This is a genomic window from Sphingomonas sp. (assembly GCF_036269755.1).
Classification (GTDB): domain Bacteria; phylum Pseudomonadota; class Alphaproteobacteria; order Sphingomonadales; family Sphingomonadaceae; genus Sphingomonas.
In genome coordinates, this window is the sequence record NZ_DATBDV010000014.1 from 1 (window position 1) to 26,262 (window position 26,262).

The 26,262-nt window shown below is 65.6% G+C and carries 21 protein-coding genes and 1 tRNA gene; 9 read left to right on the plus strand and 13 right to left on the minus strand.

Translation table 11 applies throughout. The features are described from left to right. The first annotated feature begins 5 nt into the window (after positions 1-5). Complete coding sequence (locus VH326_RS09405) at positions 6-140, plus strand: DUF2842 domain-containing protein (RefSeq protein ID WP_329631730.1); 135 nt, start codon at positions 6-8, stop codon at positions 138-140. 114 nt (positions 141-254) lie between these two features. Here the strand turns inward: VH326_RS09405 and VH326_RS09410 are convergent. Then, a tRNA-Asp gene (locus tag VH326_RS09410) sits at positions 255-331 on the minus strand. Between the two features lie 61 nt (positions 332-392). Beyond that, positions 393-1,625, minus strand: a complete 1,233-nt coding sequence (locus tag VH326_RS09415; RefSeq protein WP_329631562.1) for an AI-2E family transporter — start codon at positions 1,623-1,625, stop codon at positions 393-395. 88 nt (positions 1,626-1,713) lie between these two features. Between VH326_RS09415 and glpK the strand changes: the two genes are divergently transcribed. Further along, positions 1,714-3,198: a glycerol kinase GlpK gene (gene glpK / locus VH326_RS09420; RefSeq protein ID WP_329631563.1), complete on the plus strand. Its 1,485-nt coding sequence runs from the start codon at positions 1,714-1,716 to the stop codon at positions 3,196-3,198. Here glpK and VH326_RS09425 read toward each other — a convergent pair. The 3 genes from VH326_RS09425 to VH326_RS09435 all read right to left on the minus strand — a co-directional run bounded on the left by VH326_RS09425 (position 3,195) and on the right by VH326_RS09435 (position 5,991). Beyond that, complete coding sequence (locus tag VH326_RS09425) at positions 3,195-3,920, minus strand: Crp/Fnr family transcriptional regulator (RefSeq protein ID WP_329631564.1); 726 nt, start codon at positions 3,918-3,920, stop codon at positions 3,195-3,197. The two genes, glpK and VH326_RS09425, sit on opposite strands and share 4 nt — an antisense overlap. Positions 3,921-3,983: 63 nt before the next feature. Continuing rightward, positions 3,984-4,124 (minus strand): hypothetical protein, encoded by a 141-nt coding sequence (locus VH326_RS09430; protein ID WP_329631565.1) that lies wholly within the window; start codon positions 4,122-4,124, stop codon positions 3,984-3,986. Between the two features lie 163 nt (positions 4,125-4,287). Continuing rightward, a complete protein-coding gene (locus tag VH326_RS09435; RefSeq protein ID WP_329631731.1) occupies positions 4,288-5,991 on the minus strand; it encodes a class I adenylate-forming enzyme family protein in 1,704 nt (567 codons plus the stop codon). Positions 5,992-6,174: 183 nt separating this feature from the next. Here VH326_RS09435 and VH326_RS09440 point away from each other — a divergent pair, with 183 nt between their 5' ends. From VH326_RS09440 to VH326_RS09465, 6 genes are all read left to right on the plus strand, one after another. Beyond that, complete coding sequence (locus tag VH326_RS09440) at positions 6,175-7,395, plus strand: serine hydrolase domain-containing protein (protein ID WP_329631566.1); 1,221 nt, start codon at positions 6,175-6,177, stop codon at positions 7,393-7,395. A 97-nt stretch (positions 7,396-7,492) separates the two neighbouring features. After that, on the plus strand, positions 7,493-9,517 hold the full coding sequence (locus VH326_RS09445; protein ID WP_329631567.1) for a 3-hydroxyacyl-CoA dehydrogenase NAD-binding domain-containing protein: 2,025 nt from the start codon (positions 7,493-7,495) through the stop codon (positions 9,515-9,517). Beyond that, the gene (locus tag VH326_RS09450; protein ID WP_329631568.1) at positions 9,517-10,923 is read left to right on the plus strand and encodes an amidase family protein; all 1,407 of its coding nucleotides are present in this window, start codon (positions 9,517-9,519) and stop codon (positions 10,921-10,923) included. Before VH326_RS09445 ends, VH326_RS09450 begins: the two co-directional genes overlap by 1 nt. After that, a complete protein-coding gene (locus VH326_RS09455) occupies positions 10,920-12,101 on the plus strand; it encodes an acyl-CoA dehydrogenase family protein (RefSeq protein ID WP_329631569.1) in 1,182 nt (393 codons plus the stop codon). Before VH326_RS09450 ends, VH326_RS09455 begins: the two co-directional genes overlap by 4 nt. Positions 12,102-12,193: 92 nt before the next feature. Beyond that, positions 12,194-13,321, plus strand: a complete 1,128-nt coding sequence (locus VH326_RS09460) for an acyl-CoA dehydrogenase family protein (RefSeq protein ID WP_329631570.1) — start codon at positions 12,194-12,196, stop codon at positions 13,319-13,321. Between the two features lie 118 nt (positions 13,322-13,439). Next, positions 13,440-14,351 carry an acyl-CoA thioesterase II gene (locus VH326_RS09465; RefSeq protein WP_329631571.1) on the plus strand — a complete coding sequence of 304 codons (912 nt, stop codon included), beginning with the start codon at positions 13,440-13,442 and terminating at the stop codon, positions 14,349-14,351. A 1-nt stretch (position 14,352) separates the two neighbouring features. Here the strand turns inward: VH326_RS09465 and VH326_RS09470 are convergent, their stop codons facing one another. The 6 genes from VH326_RS09470 to VH326_RS09495 form a co-directional block, all read right to left on the minus strand. Next, the gene (locus VH326_RS09470; RefSeq protein ID WP_329631572.1) at positions 14,353-14,946 is read right to left on the minus strand and encodes a hypothetical protein; all 594 of its coding nucleotides are present in this window, start codon (positions 14,944-14,946) and stop codon (positions 14,353-14,355) included. A gap of 94 nt (positions 14,947-15,040) precedes the next feature. Continuing rightward, complete coding sequence (locus VH326_RS09475) at positions 15,041-15,841, minus strand: SDR family oxidoreductase (RefSeq protein WP_329631573.1); 801 nt, start codon at positions 15,839-15,841, stop codon at positions 15,041-15,043. Positions 15,842-15,921: 80 nt separating this feature from the next. Continuing rightward, entirely contained in the window at positions 15,922-16,686 is a 765-nt protein-coding gene (locus VH326_RS09480) for an SDR family oxidoreductase (RefSeq protein ID WP_329631574.1), read from the minus strand. A gap of 20 nt (positions 16,687-16,706) precedes the next feature. Beyond that, the gene (locus VH326_RS09485) at positions 16,707-17,762 is read right to left on the minus strand and encodes a phosphotransferase family protein (protein ID WP_329631575.1); all 1,056 of its coding nucleotides are present in this window, start codon (positions 17,760-17,762) and stop codon (positions 16,707-16,709) included. Beyond that, the gene (locus VH326_RS09490; protein ID WP_329631576.1) at positions 17,762-18,844 is read right to left on the minus strand and encodes a Zn-dependent alcohol dehydrogenase; all 1,083 of its coding nucleotides are present in this window, start codon (positions 18,842-18,844) and stop codon (positions 17,762-17,764) included. Before VH326_RS09490 ends, VH326_RS09485 begins: the two co-directional genes overlap by 1 nt. An 88-nt stretch (positions 18,845-18,932) precedes the next feature. Continuing rightward, on the minus strand, positions 18,933-20,216 hold the full coding sequence (locus VH326_RS09495; protein WP_329631577.1) for an acyl-CoA dehydrogenase family protein: 1,284 nt from the start codon (positions 20,214-20,216) through the stop codon (positions 18,933-18,935). 162 nt (positions 20,217-20,378) lie between these two features. On the opposite strand from VH326_RS09495, the gene VH326_RS09500 reads away from it, so the two are divergent. Then, positions 20,379-21,635 carry a TetR/AcrR family transcriptional regulator gene (locus VH326_RS09500; RefSeq protein WP_329631578.1) on the plus strand — a complete coding sequence of 419 codons (1,257 nt, stop codon included), beginning with the start codon at positions 20,379-20,381 and terminating at the stop codon, positions 21,633-21,635. Between the two features lie 72 nt (positions 21,636-21,707). Here VH326_RS09500 and VH326_RS09505 read toward each other — a convergent pair whose 3' ends face one another. Beyond that, positions 21,708-23,000 carry an MFS transporter gene (locus tag VH326_RS09505; RefSeq protein ID WP_329631579.1) on the minus strand — a complete coding sequence of 431 codons (1,293 nt, stop codon included), beginning with the start codon at positions 22,998-23,000 and terminating at the stop codon, positions 21,708-21,710. Between the two features lie 95 nt (positions 23,001-23,095). Continuing rightward, on the minus strand, positions 23,096-26,140 hold the full coding sequence (locus tag VH326_RS09510) for a TonB-dependent receptor domain-containing protein (RefSeq protein WP_329631580.1): 3,045 nt from the start codon (positions 26,138-26,140) through the stop codon (positions 23,096-23,098). Positions 26,141-26,262 lie beyond the last annotated feature (122 nt).

Sequence of the window (26,262 nt, forward strand, 5' to 3'; positions counted from 1 at the left end):
CCAGCTTGTCGCGCTGGATCGGGCAATGGCCGGAAATCGTGCAGCTGATTTTCTACATTGCCGCCGGCGTCGCCTGGCTATGGCTGCTGCCGATGCGACGGATGCTGAGCTGGATGGAGACTGGGCGGTGGCGGCGGTGAAAACCTGAGGATTACGCCGCGGCGAAGCCGCGTCGTCGGTCGAGGCTCTGCCTCGCCGGCCGAGCTTGTCTGAATGCGCGATGGCTTCGCCAGCGCGTCTTTCAGACGGCGCTATGGCGCGAGTGACGGGGCTCGAACCCGCGACCTCCGGCGTGACAGGCCGGCGCTCTAACCAACTGAGCTACACCCGCTTGGAAAGCGTGAGGCGCGGCCACTAAGCGAGGGGCCGGACCCTGTCAACCGCCGCTCCCGCTAAGTCCTGCGGATACCGAAACGCGTGCGCGGACGCTCCCGGACAAGCGTGCCGCGCTCGAACAGGAAGCCCGCGATATCGGGCTTGCCCGCGGCCCCGACGACGGTCTGGATGATGATCAGCAGCGGCACCGCGAGCAAGGCGCCGGGCGTTCCCCAGACCCAGCTCCAAAAGCTCAGCGAGATCAGGATCAGCACCGGATTGATCGTCAGCCGGTGCCCGACGATCAGCGGCGTGATCACGTTGGCCTCGACCAGATGGCATCCGATCATGATCGCAGCCGGTATCAATGCGATCCAGATGTCGTTGAACGTCATCAGTCCGCCCACCGCGAGCAGCAACGCCGCGACGATCGGCCCGAAATAGGGCACGTAGTTGAGCAACGCCGCGATGCCGCCCCACATTGCCGGATAGGGCATCCCCACCGCCCACAATGCCGTCCCGACGATCGCGCCGAGCACGACGTTGATCAGCGTGATCGTGCCAAGATAGGCCGACACGTCGTCGACCACGTCCTGGATCACCCGCGCGGTCGCCATCGCGCCCCCGAAGCTTGCGCGGCTGGTGATCGTCTTGCGCCGCGCGCGCGTCCAGCCGGCAAGGAAGAAGAATACTACGAGCACCCCGAAAAACACTTGGATGATCGCGGTCGGCGCCGACGTCGCGGCGAGCTCGAGCAACGATCCCGGCGGCGCCACCGCCGCGGTAGCGGGCGCCTTGACCGGGCCGGTGTTGGCAAGGTGCGTGATCGTCCGGTTCATGTATTTTTCGAGCGTCTGGTAGAGATCGAGCAACGGCGCGAGATTGGCCTGGATTCGGTCGATGCGCTCGGGCAGCTTGCGGAAGAACTCGATCGCCGGAACGACGATCGCCGCCAGCGCGACGTTGGCAAGCGCAAGGAAGCTCAGCACGCAAAACAACGCCGCGATCCACGACGGCAACCGCCGCCGCTCGAGCCATTCGAGCACCGGGATCAACGCGATCGCGATGACCAGCGAAATCGTCACCGGCAGGAAGAACTCCGCCCCTGCCTTGAGCGCGAAGGGCAAGCCGAGCAGCAACGCGATCCCCGCGATCAGCGTCAGCCCGGCGAGCAGCCGATCGCGGCGATCGTCGACCGGCGGGCCTTCGCCGTTTTCCGGTGGCGGGGACGGCGCCGGCGCAACCGCCGCCGCGCCGCCCAGCGTAGCGGCGACTGCGGGGCTGACGCCGGTTTCGCTCGGATCTACCATCGACACCATCCGTAACGACAATCCGGCGCAAAGTAATCCCGCGATGTAGCTATTGTCGCCATCGGACCGACCCCCTAGCCTCGCCGGCATGGCCGACAAACTGCTCGTCATTGACGAAGGCACCACCTCCACCCGTGCGATGCTGTTCGCGGCCGATGGCACGTGTCTCGGCTGCGAGCAGGCGGAGCTGACCCAGCACTACCCCGCCCCCGGGCTGGTCGAGCACGATGCCGCCGAAATCTGGGAGCGCACGCTCGCCTGCGCGCGCAAGATCGTCGAGCAAGCCGGCGGCGCCGGCGCGATCGCCGCGATCGGAATCACTAACCAGCGCGAGACGGTGGTGTTCTGGGACAAGTCCACCGGCGAACCGCTCGCGCCCGCGATCGTGTGGCAGGACCGGCGTACCGCCGCGATGTGCCGCAAGCTCAAGCAGGCCGGGCACGAGCCGACCGTCCAGGCGCGCACCGGATTGCTGCTCGATCCCTATTTTTCGGGGTCGAAGATCGGCTGGGCGATGGCGAATTGGCCGCAGCTCAAGCAAGCCGGCGATCGGCTCGCGGTCGGGACGATCGATTCATGGCTGGTGTGGAAGCTGACCGCCGGCGAAAAAACAGCGGGCGTCCACGTCACCGACGCGACCAACGCCAGCCGCACCGCGTTGATGGCGATCGGCAGCGGACATTGGGACGATGGGCTGATCGATCTGTTCGACGCGCCGCGCGCGGCGTTGCCGGAGATTGTCGATTGCGCGGGAAACTATGGCAAGACGACCTTGTTCGGCGCGCCGATCCCGATCTGCGGAATGGCGGGCGACCAGCAAGCGGCGACGATCGGCCAAGCCTGCCTCGACCCCGGCGACACCAAGGCGACGTTCGGCACCGGCGCGTTCGTCCTGACGCAATATGGTGCCCGGCAACCGACCTCGAAGAACCGCCTGCTCGCGACGATCGCGTGGCAGATCGGCGGGCGGCGGGCCTATGCGCTCGAAGGATCGGTGTTCGTCGCCGGCAGCCTGATCCAATGGCTGCGCGATTCGCTCAAGCTGATCGCGACCGCTCCCGAGACCGAAGGGCTCGCGCGTTCCGTCGACGACAATGCCGGTGTGTATCTCGTGCCCGCGCTGTCGGGGCTCGGTGCGCCGTGGTGGGAAGCCGAAGCGCGCGGCAGCATCTCGGGGCTCAGCTTCACCGCCACCCGCGCGCATATCGTCCGCGCCGCGCTGGAGGCGATGGCGCACCAGGCGCACGACTTGAAGACTGCGTTTGCCGCCGACGGTGCCGACTGGAAAGCGCTCCGGATCGACGGCGGGATGGTCGCCAACGACTGGCTGGCGCAGGACTTTGCCGACATGCTCGATGTCCACGTCGAGCGCCCCGCTTTCGCTGAAACCACCGCCTTGGGCGCGGCGATGCTCGCGGGGGTCGGCTGCGGAATGTTCGCCGATCTCAAGGCCGCGTCGGCGATGCGCGGCAAGATCGCCGCGTTCGAGCCGCGGATGGAGGTGGCGGTGCGCGACGTGCGGCTCGCCGGGTGGGAGCGCGCGGTGCGATCGGTCATCGACGCCGCGCGCTAGGGCGTGCGCAGTTCGTCGTTGAAATAAAGATAATCGGGCTTGAACTCGCCGGTCGACGCGAGCCGGCCGAAATCGAGCACCGTGACGATCCGGTCCGCCACGTCGACCATTCCGGCCTCGCGCAGCACCCGCAAGGTGCGATTGACGTGGACCGATGTCAGCCCGCACGCCTCGCCCAGATCCTGCTGAGTCAGCGGCCAAGCGAACGACTGGTTTTCGACCAGCCCGACCGCGTCGAGCCGCACGTAGGTTTCGCACAGCATGTGCGCGACGCGGCCGACCGCATCGAGCCGCCCGAGCCGGAAGATCCATTCGCGGTGCATCGCCGCGTCGAGCAGGGTCGAAAACCACAACAGTCGTCCAAGGTGCGGAAACCGCTCGATCAACTCGGTCAGCTTTTCATGCGGCGCATAGGCGACCTGGCATTCGCTGATCGTCGCGATGTCGTGATCGAGCCGTTGCAACGGATAGCCGTGCAGATCGACGAAGTCGCCGGGCGTCTCCACGCTGACCAACTGCCGCTGCCCGTCGGCGCCATCCATGTAGCGGCACATGAAACCGGAAATCAGGAACGTGCTCCTGCTCACGACATCGCCGCGCACGGTCACGACCCGGCGTTTGGGTAGGGTGACGGGCGGCGTCAGCACGCTCTCGAGCGCCTGACGCTCCTCCGCGCTCAGTTCGCGGCGGCGGCGACCTTTCAGGAAATTCTCGGTCAGCATCGCCGGGCGTTGTACGTTGAAATCGCCGCCCGACAATGATTTATGTGAGAGAAGCGGCGGCGCCTAGAACGGCGTCGCGCCGAAATATTTTAGCACCCCCAGCACCAGCAACAGGATCGCAATCGCGATGATCACGTTCGCCACGTTGAAACTGCTGTTGGTGCGCTCGACGACGGTACGCTCGTCGGTGTTGAGATCGGCCATGGTACATCCTCCGTTCCGGCAGCATAACGAAGGCTGTGGAATGCGGTTCCGGCCAAGGATGGTTAATCCGCATCCGCCATTGCGAGCGCAGCGAAGCAATCCATCCGGCACGCCTAGACATTGGATTGCTTCGCTCTGCTCGCAATAGCGAGACGTGGAGCGCCTAAGCCGCCTCGCTTTCGCGGTCGGCGAACAGCACGCCCAGATCCTTCTTGAGGATCTTGCCGTTGGCGTTGCGCGGCAGCGTTTCGTGGACGAAGCGCACCGCGACCGGCGCCTTGAATGCCGCTAGCCGCTCGCGCACCCAGGCCTGAAGCTCGGCCTCGGTCGCGGTCGTGCCCGGCGCGAGATGCACCACCGCCGCCGGCTCCTCGCCCAGCGTGCGATGGGGCAAGCCGATGATCGCGCAGTCGGTGACGGCGGGATGCGCGTAGAGGACGTTCTCGACCTCGGACGAATAGATGTTCTCGCCGCCGCGGATCACCATGTCCTTGGCGCGATCGACGATATAGACGAACCCCTCCTCGTCGAGCCGCGCGAGATCGCCGGTGCGGACCCAGCCGTCGACGAAGGTTTCGGCGGTCGCTTCAGGCTTGTTCCAATAGCCCTTCACGATCATCGGTCCGCGCGCCCACAACTCGCCGACCTCCCCGGTCGGCAGCACGGTGACGCCGTCGTCGGCGCGGATTTCAAGATCGGCAACCGCGACCGGTGGCCCAGCGCTGGTCGGACGATTGAGATAATCCTCCGACGAATGACCCGTGACGGTCGCCATCGTCTCGGTCATTCCCCAGCCGTTGCCGGGGAGAGCGCCGAACTCTTCGTGGATGCGCTTGACCAGTTCGGGCGCCGACGGCGCACCGCCGTACGCGATCGCCTCCAGCGACGAGAGGTCGTATTTGTGGCGGTCGGGATGCTCGATCAGCTGCCACGCGATCGTCGGCACGCCGCCGGTCAGGTTGACCTTTTCGCGCTCGATGATCTCCATCGCGCGGACCGGCTCCCATTTGCGCATGAAGATCATCGTCGATCCGCCGGCCATCGTTCCCATCAGCGAGGCGCTGCAGGCGGTGACGTGGAACAACGGGATGACGGTCAGCCCGACGCGCGGAGTCGGCTCCGGGATCGGCTCGCCGCGGCGCAGGAAGCTGCGCGCGGCGTTGAACCCGCCCGACATGATGTTGGTGGCGAGGTTGCGGTGCGTGCCGAGCGCGCCCTTCGGGTTGCCCGTGGTGCCGCTGGTGTAGAAGATCGTCGCATCGTCGTCGGGATCGAGGTCGACGCGCGGGCGGTCGATATCGGGCAAGCCCGCCCAATCGTGCGGCGTGCCGATCAATTCCTCGAGCGCGCGCGCCGGCGCGCCGGCGCCGGCCGCGCGCGCGACGATCACATGCTCGACGCGGTCGAGCGCCGCGAGATGCGGCTTGATCCGCTCGTACCGCTCGGCGTCGGCGATCAGCACCTTGGCGCCCGAATCGCGGATGCCATATTCGAGCTCGCCGCCGGTCCACCAAGCGTTGAGCGGCACCGCGATCGCGCCCTGGCTGACGATCGCGAAGAAGATCACCGGCCATTCGGGCAGGTTGCGCATGACGAAGGCGACTCGGTCGCCCCTGCCGACGCCGAGATCCGCCAGCGCTCGCGCCACCGCGACGGTCGCGCGGTAGTTGGCCTCGTAGCTGATCCGCTCGTCCTCGTGGATCGTCAGCAACCGCTCGCCATGCGTGCGCGACAGATCGAGCAATTGCCCGAGATTTGCTGGCGCGTTCTTCCACACGCGCGTCGGGACGCCGCGGATCGTCACCGTCTCCATCTCGAACTTGCTGCCCGGCGCGGTCAGCGCCGCGTTGGCATCGGCCAGCGACATTTTGGGCCAATTCGGGTCGAGTTCGATAACCGGTTCGCTCGTCACGCTGCTTGCCACGGGGCACACTCTCCGCACGTTTGATCCGCTTGGTCGTTGCCAGCGGCTTTATCGCAACGTTAGAGTTGATTCGCCCGCCGCTCAAGGCATAGAGATGCAATTTAGAAATAGGGGTATGGAAGAGCGATGCTGATGAAAGCGCCCGAAAAGCACGGTCTCGACGCCGCGCGACTCAATCGGATCGACGCATTCCTGAAGGAACGGTACCTCGATTCGGGCAAGCTCGCCAACGCTCAGTTGCTCGTCGCGCGCGACGGCGAGATCGTCCATTTCTCAAGTCAGGGCGCTGCCCGTGAAGGCGGCAAGGCGATCGACGAGGGATCGCTGTTCCGCATCGCCAGCATGACCAAGCCGATCACCTCGATCGCATTCATGATGCTGGTCGAGGAAGGGCACGTCGCGGTCGACACGCCGGTCCACCACGTATTGCCCGAATTCAAGGGCGTCGGCGTGTACAATGGCGGCGGCGGCGGCGTGCCGTTCGTGACCAAGCCGACCAACGAGCCGATGCGGATGCTCGATCTGCTCCGGCACACCGCGGGCCTGACCTACGGTTTCCAGAACCGGTCGAACGTCGACGCTGCGTACCGCGCGGCGAAGATGGAGAATTGGCACGGCGGGCACGACCTCGACAGCTTCGTCGCGGCGCTTGGGGCTTTGCCGCTCGAATTCTCGCCCGGCGAGGCGTGGAACTATTCGGTCGCGACCGACGTGCTCGGCGCGGTGGTGCAGCGCGTGTCGGGCGTGCCGCTTCAGGACTTCTTCACGACGCGGATCTTCGCCCCCCTCAAGATGGACGATACCTTCTTCGCGGTCCCCGCCGGGAAGATCGACCGGCTGACCGATTGCTACACCTTCGTCCCTGGCAAGGGCCGGATCATGTACGACCGCGCCGAGGAAAGCGCCTGGTCGCGCATGCCCAAGCTCGTCTCGGGCGGCGGCGGGCTGGTTTCGACCGCACTCGACTATCACCGCTTCTGCCAGATGTGCGCGAACGGCGGCGAGCTGGACGGCGCGAGGATCGTCGGGCGCAAAACGCTTGAACTGATGACGATGAACCATCTGCCCAACCGCGCCGACCTTTCGTCGATGTCGAAGTCGCTGTTCAGCGAGACCCAGAACGCCGGTACCGGCTTCGGGCTCGGCTTCGCGGTGGTGCAGGACGTCGCCAAGACGATGATGCCCGGATCGGCGGGCGAATATTATTGGGGCGGGATGTTCTCGACCGCCTTCTTCATCGATCCGGTCGAGCGGCTTCACATGGTGTTCATGACGCAGATGAGCCCATCGAGCGTCTACCCGATCCGCCGCGAACTCAAGACGATGATCTATTCGTCGCTGACCTGATGCAAATTGTGCTCCTGCGCAGGCAGGAGCCCTGGCCAACAAGGCCGTCGCTGGCGGCCAACGCTCCTGCCTACGCAGGAGCACGCAGGAGAACAGAATGACCTCCCCCATCCGCACCGAACGCCATGACGACGTGCTCGTCATCATTTCGAACAACCCGCCGGTCAACGCGCTCGGCGCGGCGGTACGGCAGGGGCTCGAGGCCGGGATCAAGGAAGGCGTCGCGGACGCGAGCATCAAGGCGATGGTGATCCGCTGCGACGGCCGCACCTTCTTCGCGGGCGCCGACATCACCGAATTCGGCAAGCCGATGCAGGGGCCGGGGCTGGGCACGGTGATCGACATGATCGAGGCGTGCGACAAGCCGGTGGTCGCGGCGATCCACGGCACCGCTTTGGGCGGCGGATGCGAAGTGACGCTGGGCTGTCATTACCGCGTCGCGGTGCCGTCGGCGAAGATCGGCACGCCCGAGGTCAAGCTCGGGCTGCTCCCCGGCGCGGGCGGCACGCAGCGAATCCCGCGCATCGCGGGCGTTCGCCTCGCCCTCCAGATGACCGCGATCGGCGATCCGATTTCGGCGAAGGCGGCGCATGAAGCCGGTCTGATCGACAAGATCGTCGGCGAGGATTCGCTCGAGGCGGACGCGATCGCCTTCGCGCGCGAAGTAGCCGACACGCGGCCCCTGCCCCGCGCGTCGGAAAAGACCGCGAGCGCCGACCCGCAGGCGGTCGAGGAGTTCAAGAAGGCGAACGCGCGCAAGTTCCGCGGCTTCGACGCGCCCGCCGCCAATATCCGTTGTGTCGAGGCAGCCACCACCGGCACCTTCGCCGATGGCATCGCCGTCGAGCGCGAGGAATTCATGAAGCTGATGACCGGCACGCAGTCGGTCGCGCAACGCTACATGTTCTTCGCCGAGCGCCAGGCGGCCAAGGTCGATGGCATCCCCGCCGACACTCAGCTGCGCGCGATCAACCAGGTCGGCGTGGTCGGCGCGGGGACGATGGGCGGCGGGATCAGCATGAACTTCCTGACCGCGGGCATCCCGGTCACGATCGTCGAGACGACGCAGGAAGCGCTCGACCGCGGCGTCGCGACGATCCGCCGCAACTACGAGAATTCGGCAAAGAAGGGCCGCTTCACGGAGGACAAGGTCGAGGCGATGATGGGGCTGCTGACCCCGACGCTCGACCTCGAGGCGCTCAAGGACGCCGACCTGATTATCGAGGCGATCTACGAGAACATGGACGTCAAGAAGGAGCTGTTCGGCAAGCTCGACCGCATCGCCAAGCCGGGTGCGATCCTCGCCTCCAACACCTCCTACCTCAACATCAACGAGATGGCCGATGTGACAGCGCGCCCCGGTGACGTGATCGGCATGCATTTCTTCTCGCCGGCCAACGTCATGAAGCTGCTCGAAGTGGTGCGCGGCGCCGAGACCGCGCCCGACGTGCTCGCGACGGTGATGGCGCTGGCCAAGCCGATCGGCAAGGTCGCCGTGGTGTCGGGCGTGTGTCCCGGCTTCATCGGCAACCGCATGCTGTCGCAGCGCGGTGCGCCGGCCAATACGATGCTGATGCAGGGCGTGCCGCCCGAGCGGATCGACAAGGCACTGACCGATTTCGGAATGCCGATGGGCGTCTATCAGATGAGCGATCTTGCCGGGGTCGATATCGGGTGGCACCGCGACCCGAACCGCATCGAAACGATCCGCGACGCGCTCGCCGCCAAGGGGCGCTGGGGGCAGAAAACCAAGAAGGGCTGGTACGATTACGACGAGAATCGCAACCCGTCACCGTCGCCCGAGGTCGCCGAGATCATCGAGGAATTCCGCTCCAAATCGAACCAAGCGCGGCGCGATTACACCGATGAGGAAATCATCGGCGCGTTGCTGTTTCCGATGGTGAATGAGGGCGCGAAGATCCTCGACGAGGGCGTGGCGCAACGCGCGTCCGACATCGATGTGGTGTGGATCTACGGCTATGGCTGGCCGGTCTATCGCGGCGGCCCGATGTTCTGGGCGAACACGGTCGGGCTCGACAAGGTCGTAGCCGGGCTGGAAAAGAACGGCGTGCCGGTCTCGCCGCTGTTGAAGCGGAAGGCCGAGGCGGGGGACAAGTTCTGATGGCCCTCGACGTCGCCCCGGCGAAGGCCGGGGCCGCCGCTTTGGTCGGCGCCGGCATCGCGAAAAACGCAGCGGCCCCGGCCTTCGCCGGGGCGACGGAGAAATCCGCCATCGAAACCGCCGCCGCGATCCGGTCGGGCGAGACCACCGCCCTGCTCGAATGCGAAGCCGCGATCGCGCGGATCGAGGCGCGCGACGGGCCGATCAACGCTGTCGTCGTGCGCGATTTCGACCGGGCGCGGCATCAGGCGCGCGCGATGGACCGGCGCTTGGCGGCCGGAGAAAGCGCGCCGCTGCTCGGCGTGCCGATGACGGTCAAGGAAAGCTTCGACCTTGCCGGCCTGCCGACGACCTGGGGCATCAAGGCCGCGCGCGATTTCGTCGCGCAGGACGATGCGCTGGCGGTCAAGCGGCTCAAGGCGGCCGGCGCCGTCATCCTCGGCAAGACCAACGTTCCGCCGCTTCTCGCCGACCTGCAGTCGAACAACCCGATCTACGGCCGCACCAACAACCCGCACAATCATGATCGGGTCGCCGGCGGATCGTCGGGCGGCGCCGCGGCGGCGCTTGCGGCGGGGATGGTTCCGCTCGAACTGGGCAGCGACATCGGCGGGTCGATCCGCGTGCCCGCCGCGTTCAACGGCGTGTGGGGACACAAGCCGACCTTCGGCGCGCTGAGCCGCGACGGGCATTTCTTCCCCGGCACCGACGGCGCGCCGGGCGAATTGTCGGTGGTCGGACCGATGGCGCGCAATGCCGACGACCTCGCGCTCGCGCTCGATATCCTCAGCGACCATCCGCTCGAACCAGCGGATAACCGGCCGCCAAACGGATATCGGGTGCTGGTTCTCAACAGCCATCTCAGCGCGACCGTCGCCGCGCCCATCGCCGACGCGCTCGACCGGCTGGCGGATGCGCTGCATGATCTTGACATGACGGTCGACCGCGACAGCGACCTCGTCCCCGATCTCGCCGCACAACAGCGCAACTATATGAAGATGCTCAACATCACGATCGCACGCGGCGTGCCGCAGGACGGATCGCAGCCGACAACGTTGGTCGAATGGTTCGATCTGCGCGACGAGCAAGCGCGCAACCAGCGCGCGTGGAACCGGTTGTTCAAGCGCTACGACGCGGTGATCGCGCCCACCCTCGGCGTCACCGCGTTCGCGCACGACGACACGCCGCTGCCCAGGCGCGTGCTCGATATCAACGGGGAGAAGACGCCGTTCGGGGTGCAATTCGCCTTTCCCGGGCTCGCCACCTTCCCGATGCTGCCCGCGACGAGTTTCCCGATCGGGGTCGATCCCGACGGCATGCCCATAGGGGTCCAGGCGATCGCCGACACCTATCAGGACCACAAGGCCATCGCCGTCGCGCGGCTGGCGCATGGAGCGATGCAATGAGCGACCTCGACACTTTCCGCGCAGAGACTCGCGCTTGGCTGGAGACGAACTGCCCGCCCGAAATGCGCGAGCCGGTGCGGTCCGACGCCGATGTCGTTTGGGGGGGGCGCGACCAATCGAAGATGAGCCCAGCGCAAAAGCAATGGATGGACGCCATGGGCGGGCGCGGCTGGACCGTACCCGACTGGCCGAAGCAATATGGCGGCGGCGGCTTGTCGCCGGCCGAAGCCAAGATCCTGCGCGAGGAGATGCAGGCAATTCGCGCGCGCAACCCGCTCAACTCGTTCGGCATCTCGATGCTCGGGCCGGCCTTGCTCAAATACGGCACCGAAGAGCAGAAGCTCGACCATTTGCCCAAGATCGCGCGCGGCGAGATCCGCTGGTGCCAAGGTTATTCGGAGCCGGGCGCGGGGTCCGATCTTGCCGGGTTGCAGACCTCGGCAGAGGACAAAGGCGACCATTACCTCGTCAACGGCCAGAAGGTGTGGACCAGCTACGCCAACTACGCCGACTGGATCTTCTGCCTCGTCCGCACCAGCAAGGAATCGAAACAAGGCGGAATCAGCTTCGTGCTGTTCGACATGGCGACGCCGGGGGTCAGCACCAAGCCGATCCTGCTCATCTCGGGCTATTCCCCCTTCTGCGAAACCTTCTTCGACAATGTGAAGGTGCCCAAGCAAAACCTTGTCCATGAAGAGAATAAGGGCTGGGACGTCGCCAAATATCTGCTCGGCCACGAGCGCGAGATGATCAGCGGGATGGGGCTCGGCGGATCGGCCGGCAATCCGCTGGTCGATGGTGCCAAACGGACGATCGGGCTCAATGACGACGGCACGCTCGCCGATTCGGTGCTGCGCGCGCAGATGGCGCTGTTCGACGTGCGCGCCAAGGCGTTCACCGCGATGTCGGAGAAGTTCATCGACGACCTCAAGGCGGGCAAGGCGCACCCCGCGCAGCCCAGCATGATGAAATATTACGGCACCGAACTGAACAAGGCGCGGCACGAATTGGTGATGGCGGCCGGCGGGTCGGACGCGCTCGAATGGGAGAGCGCTCAGTCGAACAACGGCGCCGCACCGCGTGCGTGGCTCAGGACCAAGGCGAACTCGATCGAGGGCGGGACCAGCGAGGTGCAGCTCAACATCATTTCGAAGCGGATTCTTGAGCTACCGAGCTAACGTCACACCGGCGAAGGCCGGGGCCGCTGCGTGGCGGCCGGCCGACATAAACCCTGCGGCCCCGGCCTTCGCCGGGGCGACGGAGTAGAAGAATGCCCCTCTACCTCAATGACGAACAGACAATGCTTCGCGACACCGCGAAGGACTTCGTCGCCGAGCATGCTCCCGTCAAACACCTCCGTGCGTTGCGCGACTCGAATGATCCGACCGGTTTCAGCCGTGATTTGTGGAAGCAATTCGCCGAGATGGGCTTTACCGGCATCCTGATCGGCGAGGATCAGGGCGGCCTCGGGCTCGGCCATGTCGAGGCGGGCGTGGTACTCGAGGAGATCGGTCGCAACCTCTCCCCGTCGCCGTTCCTGCCGACCGCCGTCGCGGCGGTCGAGGCGCTCAAGGGTTCGGCGCAGGCCGAGCGCTGGTTTCCCGGTATCCTGTCGGGCGATACCGTCGCCGCGCTGGCGATCGACGAAAGCGCCAAGTTCCGCGACAGCGTCGGGATGAAGGCCGAGCGCTCGGGCAACGGATTCAAGCTTTCAGGCAAGAAGCAGTTCGTCACCCACGGCCATGTCGCCGACCTGATCATCGTCGCCGCGCGCACCGCAGGGTCGGCGGCCGACGAACACGGCGTGACGCTGTTCGCGGTCGACAAGGGCGCGACGGGGCTCGACGTCACGCCGGAACGGCTGGCCGACTCGAGCATCGCGGCGCGGCTCGACTTCGACAATGTCGAAGTCACCGCCGACGCGGTGATCGGCGAGGTCGACGTCGGGCGCGATCCGCTCAACCGCTTGCTCCGCGCCGGCCGTACCGGAGCCGCCTCCGAAATGCTCGGCGTCGGCGGCGGCGCCATGGACATGACGGTCGATTATCTCAAGCAGCGCAAGCAGTTCGGCGTGTTGATCGGTACCTTCCAGGCGCTCCAGCACCGCGCCGCGCACCTCTATTCGGAAATGGAAGTCGCCCGCGCCGCCACCTTGCGCGCGCAGCAGATGCTCGACAGCGGATCGGACCGCGCGGACGAAGCGGTGTCGGTCGCCAAGGCGCAGACCGGGCTCGCCTCGATGCTCGCGGTGCAGGAAGCGTTGCAGATGCACGGCGGCATCGGCATGACCGACGAATACGATGTCGGTTTCTACATGAAGCGCCAGCGCGTGCTTGCCGAAATGTTCGGCGATGCCAACTTCCACGCGGATAAACTGGCGAGGGCGGCGGGTTACTGACACGGGCCGTGCTCCTACGTAGGCAGGAGCGTGGAGAATGAGCGCGACGTTTGCGGCCAACGCTCCTGGCTGCGCAGGAGCACTGGTAAAACGAGGCCCAGTGCCGCTAGGAGCCCGAATGGCCGAAGAAGACCCCAATCCCCGCCCCAAGCGCACCCCCGAACAACTCGTCGAGGGGCTCGTCGCCTTGCTCGACGTCGAGGAACTCGACACCGATCTCTATCGTGGGATGAAGCTCCCCGGCGGCCGCGGGCGCGTGTTCGGGGGACAAGTGATCGGGCAGGCGCTCCAGGCGGCGCAGCGTTCGGCCGAGGGCAAGGACGCGCACTCGCTCCACGCCTATTTCATGCGCGCCGGCGACGACGCGCTGCCGATCGTCTATCGCGTGGTGCGCGATTTCGACGGCAAGAGCTTCGCCACCCGCCGCGTGATCGCGACGCAGAACGGCCAGCCCATCCTCAACATGGCGGCGAGCTTCCAGGTCGCCGAGAAAGGGCTCCACCATCAGGACGCCTTCCCGGCCGATATCCCGCCGCCCCAAGACCTGAAGTCCGAAAGCGAACTCCGCGTCGAGGCGGCGCAGGCTATGCCCGAGGAGCACCGCGCGCGCTTCCTGCGCTGGTCGAGCCCGATCGACGTGCGGCCGCTGCATCCGCGAAACTGGTTCTCCCCGACCGCGCGGGATCCGATCACCTATAGCTGGATCAAGGCGGTCGCGCCGCTCGGCGACGATCGGGCGATGCACCGCGCGATCCTGGCCTATGCCAGCGACATGGGGCTGATGGCGACGAGCATGATGCCGCACGGGGTCAACTGGATGACGCCGGGGATGCAGACCGCGAGCCTCGACCACGCGATGTGGTTCCACGAGGACTTCCGCGCCGACGAGTGGCTGCTCTACGCGATGGACAGCCCGTGGGCCGGGCACGGCCGCGGCATGAACCGCGGGAGCATCTTCACCCGCGACGGCCGGCTGGTCGCCAGCGTGGCGCAGGAAGGACTGATCCGGAAACGCGAGCCGCGCCGCTAGATCAGGGCGCGGCGACCTGACGCTCGGCGTTTACCGGCGCGCTCACGTCGAGCATGTTGCAATACCAGTCGCCGAACGTGTCCTGGTAACATAGCCCGCTGGCGTTGGGCTCTGTCGTGCGACTGCAATTGGTGCCCTTGTGGTCGTCGGGGCCGCCGTCATACCCACCCGGCTTCATCACCGGACCGCACTGATAGCCGCGCAACGACCCCTTGATCGCGTAGACCGGCTTGTTGATGTCGATGTTCGACATGTTGATGTCTTCGTTGGGGTTGTACGGTCGGCCGGGCGCAACGTCGGTGACGACGACGTTGTCGTAGAGATAGAGGTTGCTGCCGGTGACTTCCTCGCCCCCGCAGATCACGTATTTGGCGATCGTCTCGTTCGACGGCGGGCCGTCGGCGGGCACCTTGCGCGTCGAGCATTTGCGAGGGCCGGTCGCACCATAATCCGCGCCGATCGTGGTATCGGGGATCAACTGGACGCCGTCGTCTGCGCCAGCGACATCCGTCGTGCCGTTGCCGCCGCCGTTGCCGCCACACCCGGCGATCAGCATCGCCATCGCCAATGCACCGACGATATATCCCTTGCCCATGTCCGCCCCCTGTCGCTCCGCCTCGCGAGCTTGGGCAAGGCTAGGCGCGCGGGCGCCGGCTTCATTGTAAGAAACTGCCGGTATCGCGGCGTGGCTAGACCGCGGTGCGCCCATATTCCTGCTTGGTGACCGGATGGCTCGACGACAGCCCGCCGTCGACTGCAATCGCCTGGCCGTTGACGTAGCTCGCGGCGTCCGAGGCGAGGAAGGCGGCGACCTCGGCGAGTTCCTCGGGCTGCGCACCGCGGCGCAACGGGTTGAGGCGCCCTACGCGGTCGATCTTCCCCGCTTCCCGCGCATAATCGAAGGTCGGCTTGGTCATGCCGGTTTCGGTCAGCCCGGGGCAAATCGCGTTGATCCGGACGTTCGATCCCGACAGCTGCTGCGCGGAAGTCTTGGCGAGGTTGATTACGCCCGCTTTCGACGCCGAATAGGCTGGCGAGCCGGCGCCCGATCGAATGCCGGCGACGCTCGCGGTCAGCACGATCGCGCCGCCACCGCGCTCTGCAATCTTAGGCGCGGCGTGCTTGATCGCCAGATACGGCCCGATCAGATTGACCCTCAGCACCTCGGTAATAAGCGCGACGTCGGTGTCGAAGATGTTGGCCATTCCGCCCGAAATCCCGGCGTTCGCGAACATCACGTCGAGCCCGCCGAAGCGATCGACCGCGAGCTGGACGGTGCGGATGACATCCTCCTCCAGCCCCGCATCCATCTGGATCGCCACCGCCGTGCCGCCGGCGTCGGCTATCGCCCCCGCCGTCGCGTCGGCACCCTCGGTCTTGTCGGCGACCACAACCTTGCCGCCCTCGCGCGCGAACAGCATCGCAGTGGCGCGACCGATCCCCGATCCGGCTCCGGTGACGATGATCGACTTTTCGGTGAACCTTGGCATCTCATTCTCCGTCGCCCCGGCGGAGGCCGGGGCCGTTATGTTACTGCCTGGCCCCGGCCTCCGCCGGGGCGACGCTGGGTTCAGATCGTCACGCCGCCATCCATCACGATCGTCTGCCCTGTCGTGAACGCCGCCGCCTTCGACGCGAGGAACACCACGCCGCCCGCGATGTCCTCCGGCTCGCCGATCCGCCGCAGCGGCACGCTCGAGTTCGCGGCCTTGACGCGATCCGGATTCTCCCACAGCGCGCGCGCAAAGTCGGTCTTGACCAGCCCCGGCGCGATGCAATTCACGCGGACGTTGTCGGGCCCGAATTCGTGCGCGAGGTTGCGCGCGAGCTGCATGTCGGCAGCCTTCGAGATGCAATAGGCGCCGATCTGCGTCGATCCGCGCAAGCCGCCGATCGACGAGACGATGATGATCGAGCCGTCACGGCGCTCGCGCATCTCCGGCGCGACCATCGCGATTAGCCAGTGGTTCGAGACGATGTTGTTGTCGAGGATCTTGCGGAACTGCTCGTCGCTAATGTCCGCCTGCGGGCCGTAATATGGGTTGGACGCGGCGTTGCAGACGAGCACGTCGATCTGCCGGAACGCGGCGCGGCTCTCGTCGACGAGGTGCTGAAGCGCCGCCTTGTCGGAAATGTTGGCGGCGACAGCGATTGCGGTGCCGTCGCCATACTTCGCGTTGATCTCGGCGGCGACCGCGTCGCACGCATCCTGCTTGCGGCTCGAGATCACGACCTTGGCGCCATGCTCGGCCAGTTCGAACGCGCTCGCCTTGCCGATCCCCTTCGACGAACCGGTGACCACGGCGACCTTGCCGGTGAGGTCGAATAGCGACATCTTCTTCTCCCTATTTGCCTCTAGGCCCCCGCCTTCTCCGCGAAACCCCATGCCGCGTCGGCCAGCCGATACACCCCTGCCGCCGACTTCTCCGCCTGCGCCGACGAAGCGGTGCCTTCGACGATGCGCTTCTTGATGCCCTGAATGATCCCGGTCAGCCGGAACAGATTGTAGGCGAAATACCAGTTGAGGTCGGGGACCCCATCGCGCCCGGTCGCCGCGCAATAACGATCGACCATCGCCTTCATCGTCGGAATCCCGCTGTCGCCGCCCGCTTTGCCCATCACGCCCGAGCGACCTTCCGGCGCGGTCACCCAGCTCATCAGGAAATAGCTGAAATCCGCCAGCGGATCGCCGAGTGTCGACAGCTCCCAGTCGAGCAATGCGATCACGCGACCTTCGGTCGGATGGAAGATCATGTTGTCGATGCGGTAATCGCCATGGACGATCGAGGTACGCGTCTGCTCGGGGATGGTGCGCGGGAGGTATTCGATCAGCCTTTCGACCGCGGGCATCTCCTCGGTCTCGGACATGCGATATTGCTTGGTCCAGCGGGCGACCTGGCGCTCGAAATAATTGCCCGGCTTGCCGTATTCGCCCAGCCCCGCCGCGACGTGGTCGGTGTTGTGGAGCGCGGCGAGCGTGTCGCACATTGCGTTGTAGACGCCGGTGCGCTCGTCGGGCGCATAATCGGGCATCGTCCCGTCCCAGATGTTGCGCCCGTCGGCGAACCCCATGACGTAGAAGTCGGTGCCGATCACCTCCGGGTCGGTGCACAGTCCGTACGGCCGCGCGACGGGGAAGCCGGTCGGGTAGAGACCGGCGATCACGCGATATTCGCGGTCGACCGCGTGCGCCGACGGAAGCAAATTTCCGAACGGCTTGCGGCGCAGCACATATTCGCCCGACGCGGCGTGGAGCTTGTAGGTCGGGTTAGACTGGCCGCCCGCGAACTTGGAATAATCGAGCGGCGCGGCGAAACCCTCGACATTCGCCGCCATCCACGCCGTCAGTTTGTCGAGGTCGAGCCGATCCTTATCGGCGACCGCGATCGTCTTGGGCGAGTCGTCGACCATCAGGCGAACGTGATCACCGATCGCGCCGCGTCACCCTTGCGCAGCTCGTCGAACGCGTCGTTGATTCGCGCGAGCGGCATCCGCTCGGCAATGATCGTGTCGAGGTCGAGCAGCCCGCGCAGGTAGAAATCGACCAGCCGCGGAATGTCGACCGGGAAGCGATTGCCGCCCATCAGTCCGCCCTGCAGCTTCTTCGATCCGAGCAGATCGATTGCCGACAGGCCCACCTTCGACCCCAACGGCATCATGCCGAGGATCGTCGCGGTGCCGCCGCGGCGCAGCACCTTGACCGCGGTCTCGGCCGATGCCTCGCGCCCGACCGCCTCGATCGCATGGTGGACCCCGCCTTTGGTCAGTTCGACCACTTCGGGCACCACGCTCTCGCTCATCGCATCGAAGCTGTGCGTCGCGCCGAGCTTCTCGGCCAACGCACGCTTCTCGGGCACCGGATCGAGCGCGATGATCTTGCCCGCACCCGCGATCTTCGCGGCGTTGACCGCGGCGAGCCCGATCCCGCCGCAACCGACGACACACACCGTCTCGCCGGGCGTGACCGGGCTGGCGTTGAACACCGCCCCCGCCCCCGTCGTCACTGCGCAGCCGAGCAACGCGGCGCGGTCGAGCGGCATTTCGGGGTCGATCGCGACGCAGGCATGCTCGTGGACCAGCATCATCTCGGCATAGGCCGACAGGTTGAGCATCTGATGCACCGGCGAACCGTTCATCGTCAGCCGTGGCGCCGCCGTCTGCGGACGCCGCACGTCGCTCGACACGCAAAGCGACATGCGGCCGCTGACGCAGAACTCGCAATGCCCGCAGAACGCCGACAGGCACGTGACGACCGCGTCGCCGACCTTGACCGTGCGCACCTCGTCGCCGACCGCCTCGACGATCCCGGCCGCTTCGTGGCCGGGGATCGCCGGCAACGGAGTCGGGTACGCGCCGTCGACGAAGTGCAGGTCCGACCGGCACACCCCGCACGCTGCGGTGCGGATCAACACTTCGTGCGGGCCCGGCTTGGCGACATCGACGTCGCAGATTTCGAGCGGCTTCTTCGCTTCGAACAGAACGGCAGCTTTCATCTTTTCTCCGTCGCCCCGGCGAAGGCCGGGGCCGCTATGTTGTACTTAACCACTGGGCGGCCCCCGCCTTCGCCGCGGTGACGCTCGATTAGCGTGACACCCCGATATCCCCGCTCGACGGGACATCCGCGCGATACTCGCCATATTTGCCGAACTCGTTCCGCGCGATCGCGCGATTGTGCACTTCGTCCGGCCCATCGGCGAACCGCAAGGTGCGCATCGCCGCCCATTGATGCGCGAGCGGGAAATCGTCGCTGACTCCGCCGCCGCCATGCGCCTGGATCGCGTCGTCGAGGATCTGCAACGCCATGTTGGGCGCCTGCACCTTGATCATCGCGATTTCCTGGCTGGCGGCCTTGTTGCCGGCCTTGTCCATCATGTCGGCCGCCTTGAGGCACAGCAGGCGAGTCATCTCGATGTCGATCCGCGCGCGGGCAACGCGCTGTTCCCAGATCGAATGATCGGCGATCCGCTTGCCGAACGCGACGCGGCTGAGCAGCCGCTTGGCCATCGCCTCGATGCCCGTCTCGGCGACGCCGATCGTGCGCATGCAATGGTGGATGCGGCCCGGTCCCAGGCGTCCCTGCGCGATCTCGAACCCCCGGCCTTCGCCGAGCAGCAGATTGTCGACCGGCACACGCACGTCGGTCAGCGTGACTTCGCCGTGACCGTGCGGCGCGTGATCATACCCGTACACCGAAAGCATCCGCTCGATCTTCACGCCGGGCGTGTCGAGGGGCACGAGGATCTGGCTCTGCTGGGCGTGGCGCTTGGCGTCGGGATTGGTCTTGCCCATCACGATCGCGACCGCGCAGCGCGGGTCGCCGACGCCCGACGACCACCACTTTCGCCCGTTGATCACATAGTGATCGCCATCGCGCTCCATCCGGGTCTCGATGTTGGTCGCGTCCGACGAAGCGACCGCCGGCTCGGTCATCAGGAACGCCGAACGGATTTTTCCATCCATCAGCGGCTTGAGCCATCGCTCCTTTTGCTCGCGCGTACCGTAACGATGAAGAACCTCCATGTTGCCGGTGTCGGGCGCCGAGCAATTGAAGCATTCGGACGACCAGCCGAGCTTGCCCATCTCCTCCGCGCACAGCGCATATTCGAGGTTGGTGAGCTGCGTGCCCTCGAATTCGAAACTGTCGTCGACATGCGTCTGGCCCGAATGCGGCGGCATGAAGAAATTCCACAGCCCCTGCGCCTTGGCGACCTCCTTCACTTCCTCGATCACCGGGTTCACCTTCCAGCGATCGCCGGTGTGCGCCGCGGCGTGATAGTCGCCGTTGCGCGGGCGGATTTCCTTGTCGATGAACGCCTTCACGCGATCGCGGAAATAGGTCTCTCGTTCGCTCAGCGTGAAGTCCATCGCATCGCTCTCCTATGGCTGTCGCGCACTCGACTAAACCGTACCGCGTTTTCGGTAAAGCCGCAGAATGGCTTTTTCACCGCGAGTTCGCGCCTTCGAAAACGCCCGTATTTGCGACAGAAAAGCGCTAGCCCTGCCGGGCCAAGCTGTTAAGCTTCGACGATGGGGCAAATACAAGACGCGGAGCAGGATGACGTCGGGGGGACAAAGCGTTTCAGGGCGAAACGCAACGCGATCCTGGCGGCGGCATCGGAGGCAATGAACGAGCAAAGCGCGAAGGGCATGACCTTCGCCGATGTTGCGCGCCGCGTCGGGCTCAACACGACGAGCGTGACCTATTATTTCAAGCGCAAGGAAGACCTCGCGCAAGCTTGTTTCGAGCACACGCTCGAAATCCTCGGCGACATGCTCGACGAGGCACTGCTTGAGCCCACACCCGACGCGCGGGTCGCCAAATACCTTTCGCTAAACATCGCGCGCTACGCCCGCATCCGCGAGCATGACGAACGCGCGCTCGCCAGTTTGAGCGATCTGCGCGCGATGGAGGAGCCGATGCTCGGCCGGCTGATGGCCGGCTGGCGCGACATCTTCCGCCGCACGCGCACCTTGTGGGGCGAGGAGCCCGCCAACCGGCGATTGAAGGATTTGTACGGCGCGCGCGCGCACGTGCTGCTCGAGAACACGTTCTGGATCCCGGCCTGGATCGCGCGCTACGACCTCGACCAATATGATCGCGTCGAGGCGCGGCTAATGGACATGTTCCGGCATGGCATCGCGATGCCGGGCGCCGAGTGGCGTCCGGAGATGTTCGACATCGAGCATGAGGAGGCCGAGCCGGGCCGCGAGGCGTTCCTGCGCGCGGCCACCCGGCTGATCAACCAGCTCGGCTATCGCGGCGCGTCGGTGCAGAAGATCGCGTCGGAGCTCAACGTCACCAAGGGCAGCTTCTACCATCATCTCGACGCCAAGGACGATCTGGTGATCGAATGCTACAAGCGCAGCTTCGACACGATCACCGAGACGATTCGCATCGGCAGCGCGGCCGATGGCGACTGGTGGCACCGGTTGTCGAGCATTATCGCCAGCTTGCTCGACGTGCAGTTCACCGAACGGGGACCGCTGCTCCGCACCACTGCGCTCAACGGGCTGCCGCGCCCGGTGCGGACCGCGATGATCGACCGGTCGAACCGGATCGCGCGGCGGTATGCCGGGATGCTGAGCGACGGCGCCGCCGAAGGATCGATCCGCGCGGTCGACCCGATGATCGTCGCGCAATCGCTGATGGCGCTGCAGAACGCGGCGTTCGACATGCGCAAATGGGCCTCGACGATGAGCCGCGACCGCGCGGTGGCGATGTATGCTTCGACGCTGGCGTTCGGCATGTTCGATGACCGCGCCGCCGCGCACGACGCGAACTGAGTTCGCGACGAGACGCGCCAGCGCGGCCGGCAGGCGCCCAGCCTGTCCGACGACGCGGCTTTGCCGCGGCGGTTAAGCCGCCCTGCGCTTGAGCAAAACCCCTGCTCGCCAGTAATGAAAGATCGCCCAGGGCGTGATCGCGGCGAAGGTGAACATCGCATAACGCAATGATTCGGCGCCGTAGGTCGGCTTAAGCGCCTCGCTGATTGCGCCCACCGCGAGCGGTCCCAGCCCCAGCCCGATCATGTTGTTGACCAGCAAGGTGATCGCCGCCCACATCGCGCGCTGGCGGATCGGTGCTTCGGACTGGATCAGCGCGAACGTGACGCCGAGATACGCGGTCGAGAACAGGATCGATGCGAAAAAGAAGCCGATTGCGACGTTGCCGCTGGTCGACAGATAGAAGCAGATCGTCAACGGCAGTCCGCACGTCTTGAGCACGGCGACCATCAACGACTGCGCGTAGAGCCCGTAGCGGCGAGTCAACCAGTCGGCGAGCCGGCCGCTCGCGATCGCCGCGACGCCGACGATGACGGCGCCCGCCGGCGCCACCTTGAGCGCGATGTCGAGCTTGGTGAAGCCGAACGAGCGCTGCATATAACTGGGCCCGAACGCGGTCAGTCCGTAGCCGATCATCGAGGTCAGCGTGAAGCCGACGATCAGGTGGAGCGCCGCGCGGTTTGAGAACAACGAAGCGAATCCTTCGGCGAACGTCGGTTTCGATCCCTCGTCCATCGCGATCTGCGCATCGGACAGCCCGCGTTTGGGCTCCGGCACGACCAGCCAGATCGTCACCGCCAACAGCAAGCCCGGCAGGCCGATCACGTATAGCGCGACTCGCCAGCCGTAATAGGTCGCGACGACGCCGCCGATGATCGTGCCGAACGCCGCACCGAGCCCGACGCCGAGCGAGTAGATCGACATCGCGCTCGCGCGCTTCTCGGGCGGGTAGAGGTCGGCGATGATCGAATGGCTCGGCGGACTCGACCCGGCCTCGCCGATGCCGACGCCGATGCGCGCGCCGAGCAGCTGCCAGAAACTCATCGCCAGACCGCCCAGAGCGGTGAACCCGCTCCAGATCGTGAGCGCGATGGCGATGATCCGCACGCGATTGCTGCGATCGGCCAGCCACGCGATCGGCAGGCCCAGCCCGGCATAGAAGATCGCGAAGGCCGTGCCGTTGAGCAGCCCCAATTGCTCGTCGCCGAGATGCAGGTCCTTGACGATATCCTCATTGAGGATCGCGAGGATCTGGCGGTCCATGTAGCTGAAGAAATAGGCGAACGTCAGCAGCAGCAGGGTGAGCGCGCGGCGTTCTGCGACGAAGGTCGCCTGAACTTCGGGAAGGTCGGTGGGCCCGGACACGGAGGGGATGTCCTTTCTCTACACTGGCACAAAAACAAAGGCCCCGCCGCGCCGGATTGGGCGCGACGGGGCCGAAAGGGTTTAGTCGGGCACGATCAGAACTTGACCGAGGCACCCACCTTGAACTCGCGCCCGAACGGATTGCCGATGAACGGCTCGTAATTGTAATCCTCGCGAGCGAACGGCGCCTTCGCGTCGAAGATGTTGATCACCGTGCCGGTCAGCACGACATTCCACGGCAGCTTGACCTGCAGGTTGAAGTCCGCGGTGACGAAGTTGCTGATATCGGCGCCGGTGAGCACCGAAATCGGCGTTGCCGGGATAGTGCCGTCGGGATTGCGGATCGATGGATCGGGCGCGAACGGGCCGCTGCGCGTATCGTAACGCTGATCGTGCAGGCCGTCGGTATAATAGACCGTCAAGCGAGCATCGACCGGGCCCGAGCCGAGATCCACGAACGCCTGTCCCTTCCATTGCGGCAACGGATAGAGCGTCGACTGATAATTGAGGAGTCCGACACCGTCGAAGGCCGCCGCGACCGGCACCCCCGCTACCGAGATGGCGCTGATGCGGTTGTGGATCGTGTAGGTCGCGTCCACGCCAAGTCCGAATCGCATTCCCGATCCGAGGAATTGATTGGATCGATATTCGGCGCTGAAGTCGAACCCGGAATTGCTCTGGCTGGCGCCGTTCTGGTAGAACGTCTTGACGCGCGAGACGTTGGCCACCGTGGTCGCCGCCGTGCAGGCGCCGGTCGAGAAGGTGAACCGCGCCGCCAGCGCGGCGTTGGTCGCGCAGGTGTTGGGAGATCCGGCGGGGAACAACGTCGCTACCATTGCCGCCAGCGGATCGGCGACGATGACGTCCGACAGGTCATAGCGGAAGTAATCGACGCTGGCGTGGAAGCCGCCGAATTTGAGCAGCAACCCGGCCGAATAATTCTTCGACTTTTCCGGTTTCAGGCCCGGATTACCGTTCACGTCGACCGGCGTGAAGGTCGACCCGATCAACTGCAGCGCAGTCACGAACCCGGTGGTGATGTTCGCCAGCGTCGGCGCGCGGAAGGTGGTGCCGAAGCCGCCACGGATCGCCAGCCAGTCGGTGACTTGCCAGCGCGCACGGACTTGCGGGTCGAACGTGTGCCCGACGCCACCGCCGTAATCCTCATAGCGGGCGGCAAGCTGCACGTTGAGCGCGTCGAACACCGGCAGCTGGAGTTCGCCGTAGAGAGCGTAGACCCCGCCGCGCTGGTAGGCGTTACGCCCCGTCCCGAGGAATCCGAACGCTCCGTTGGGTGCGCTGGGCGGCCCGACGGGCGAAGCGGTCGGCGCGCAAGCCGCCGCGTTGGTGTTGCCGGTAATCGACGAATCGCGGCATGGCTCGGTGAGAATATTGTTGTTCGAACCGTAAACCGTGCTGAACTTGTTGTAGCGATATTGCGCGCCGACGCCGAACTGGATCGCGCCGCCCGGCAGCTTGAGCCCCGTGCTACCGCTCAACGAGGCATCCGCCACGAACAATTGCGATTCGACCTGGGTCGTGCCTTTGACGAAGATCCAGTTGGCGAGATCCGCGTTGTTGGCCAGCGCGGGATTTCCTTGCGGATTGGTCGTGCCGTTTACGGCGCCGGCGGTGACCGCGTTGCCGAACGGGTTGAGATACATGCACCCGCCAACACCGGGCGTACCCGTGAGATAGTTGCAGTTGGGGCCGCCGAGGCCGCGCAACGCCAACTCCACGCGATCGCCGAACTCGTCATAGCCGTCGATGTAGCGGTAATAATCGTGGTAGGTGCCCGACACGTTCCAGTCGATGCCGCTGCCGATCTTGCCTGACAATTCTGCCGTGAAACGCGTCGACTCCGACTTGCGCATGCCGCGCGCCGATCCCGGCTCGTCGGGATCGTTGAGAGTCGCTGGGTTGCCGCCGGCAAGATAAGGCCGGAACAAGAGTAGCGGGAACACCGCACCCGTCGTCGTCGCCGGGAACAACGTCGGGTTCGCCGCGCGATAGGCGATGAAGCCGGGGTTGTTGCCCGGCACATAAAAGCCGGGAACGAACGGTGTCGGGTTGGTCCCCCCGAGCGCGATGATCGAAGGCGTCTGGGTCAAGAGATAGGACGGCGTCGTCAGATAATGCGGCACGGTGCTGCGCCCGTACAACGCGGTGACCTCGAACTTCATCGAACTGGTCAGGTCGGCCTCGAAATCGACGAACGCGGTGCCGCGCTTTTCGAGGTCGGCGAGATCATCGAACTTGGTATATTGGTTGTAGCAGCGGCCGTTGGCGCCGACATAGCCGCCCAGCGGCGCGCAACTCGTGTCCGCCATCAGCCCGGTGGTCGGCGCGCCGGACGCAGCGAGACCCAGAAAGGTGGAGGGGTTGCCGCCGCCGGTATACCCGCCTTGCGGATTTTGCGGGTAAGGCTTGGTCAGGTACGGCCGGTCCCGAACCGACAGCTCGCCGCGCTTGGAAAAGCTGACCGCCGCCAGGAAACGCCACGTATCGGCGGTGTGGCCATAGCTGAGCGACGCATCGATGTCGCCGTCGGAACCACTGACGAATTTATAGCTGCCCGCCGCGCGGAAGCCGTTCTGGTCGGTGCGGGTGATGAAATTGACGACGCCCGCGATCGCGTCGGAACCATAGGTCGCCGCCGCACCGTCCTTGAGCACTTCGATCCGTCCGATCGCCGCTGCCGGGATCAGGTTGATGTCGACCGACGGCACGCCATTGCCGGCCGTGACGAGACGCCGGTTGTTGAGCAGCACCAGCGTGCGCTGGGGGCCAAGCCCGCGAAGGTTGGCGGTGGCGATGCCTTCGGCGCCCTGGCTGCGGCTGTCGAACTGGTTCGAATCGCCCAGCACACCGCTCGACGTCGGCAGCGCCTTGAGCAATTCGACCGCCGAGGGCGAGCCCTGTTTCGTCAGATCGTCCGAGGTGATCACGTTGACCGGCAACGCCGCGTCCTCCGGCGTGCCGCGGATGATCGAACCGGTGATGACGATGTCGCGCGTTTGATCGGGCGTATCTTGCGGATCAGCTGCGCTGTTTGCAGCCAGCTGAGCATGAGCAGGTGCGGCAGCGATCACGGCGATTGCCGACATCGCGCAGGCGCAAAGCAACCTTGTCTTGGTCATGTACCTCTCCCCATTGAGTCAGTGCACTTGCCGGCACCATACCCAGAAATCGAATAGGCACATGGGATTGACGCTACGTCAAGGGTTCTTCGAGTTGCAAATTGCTATCCGTCTCGGTGCGC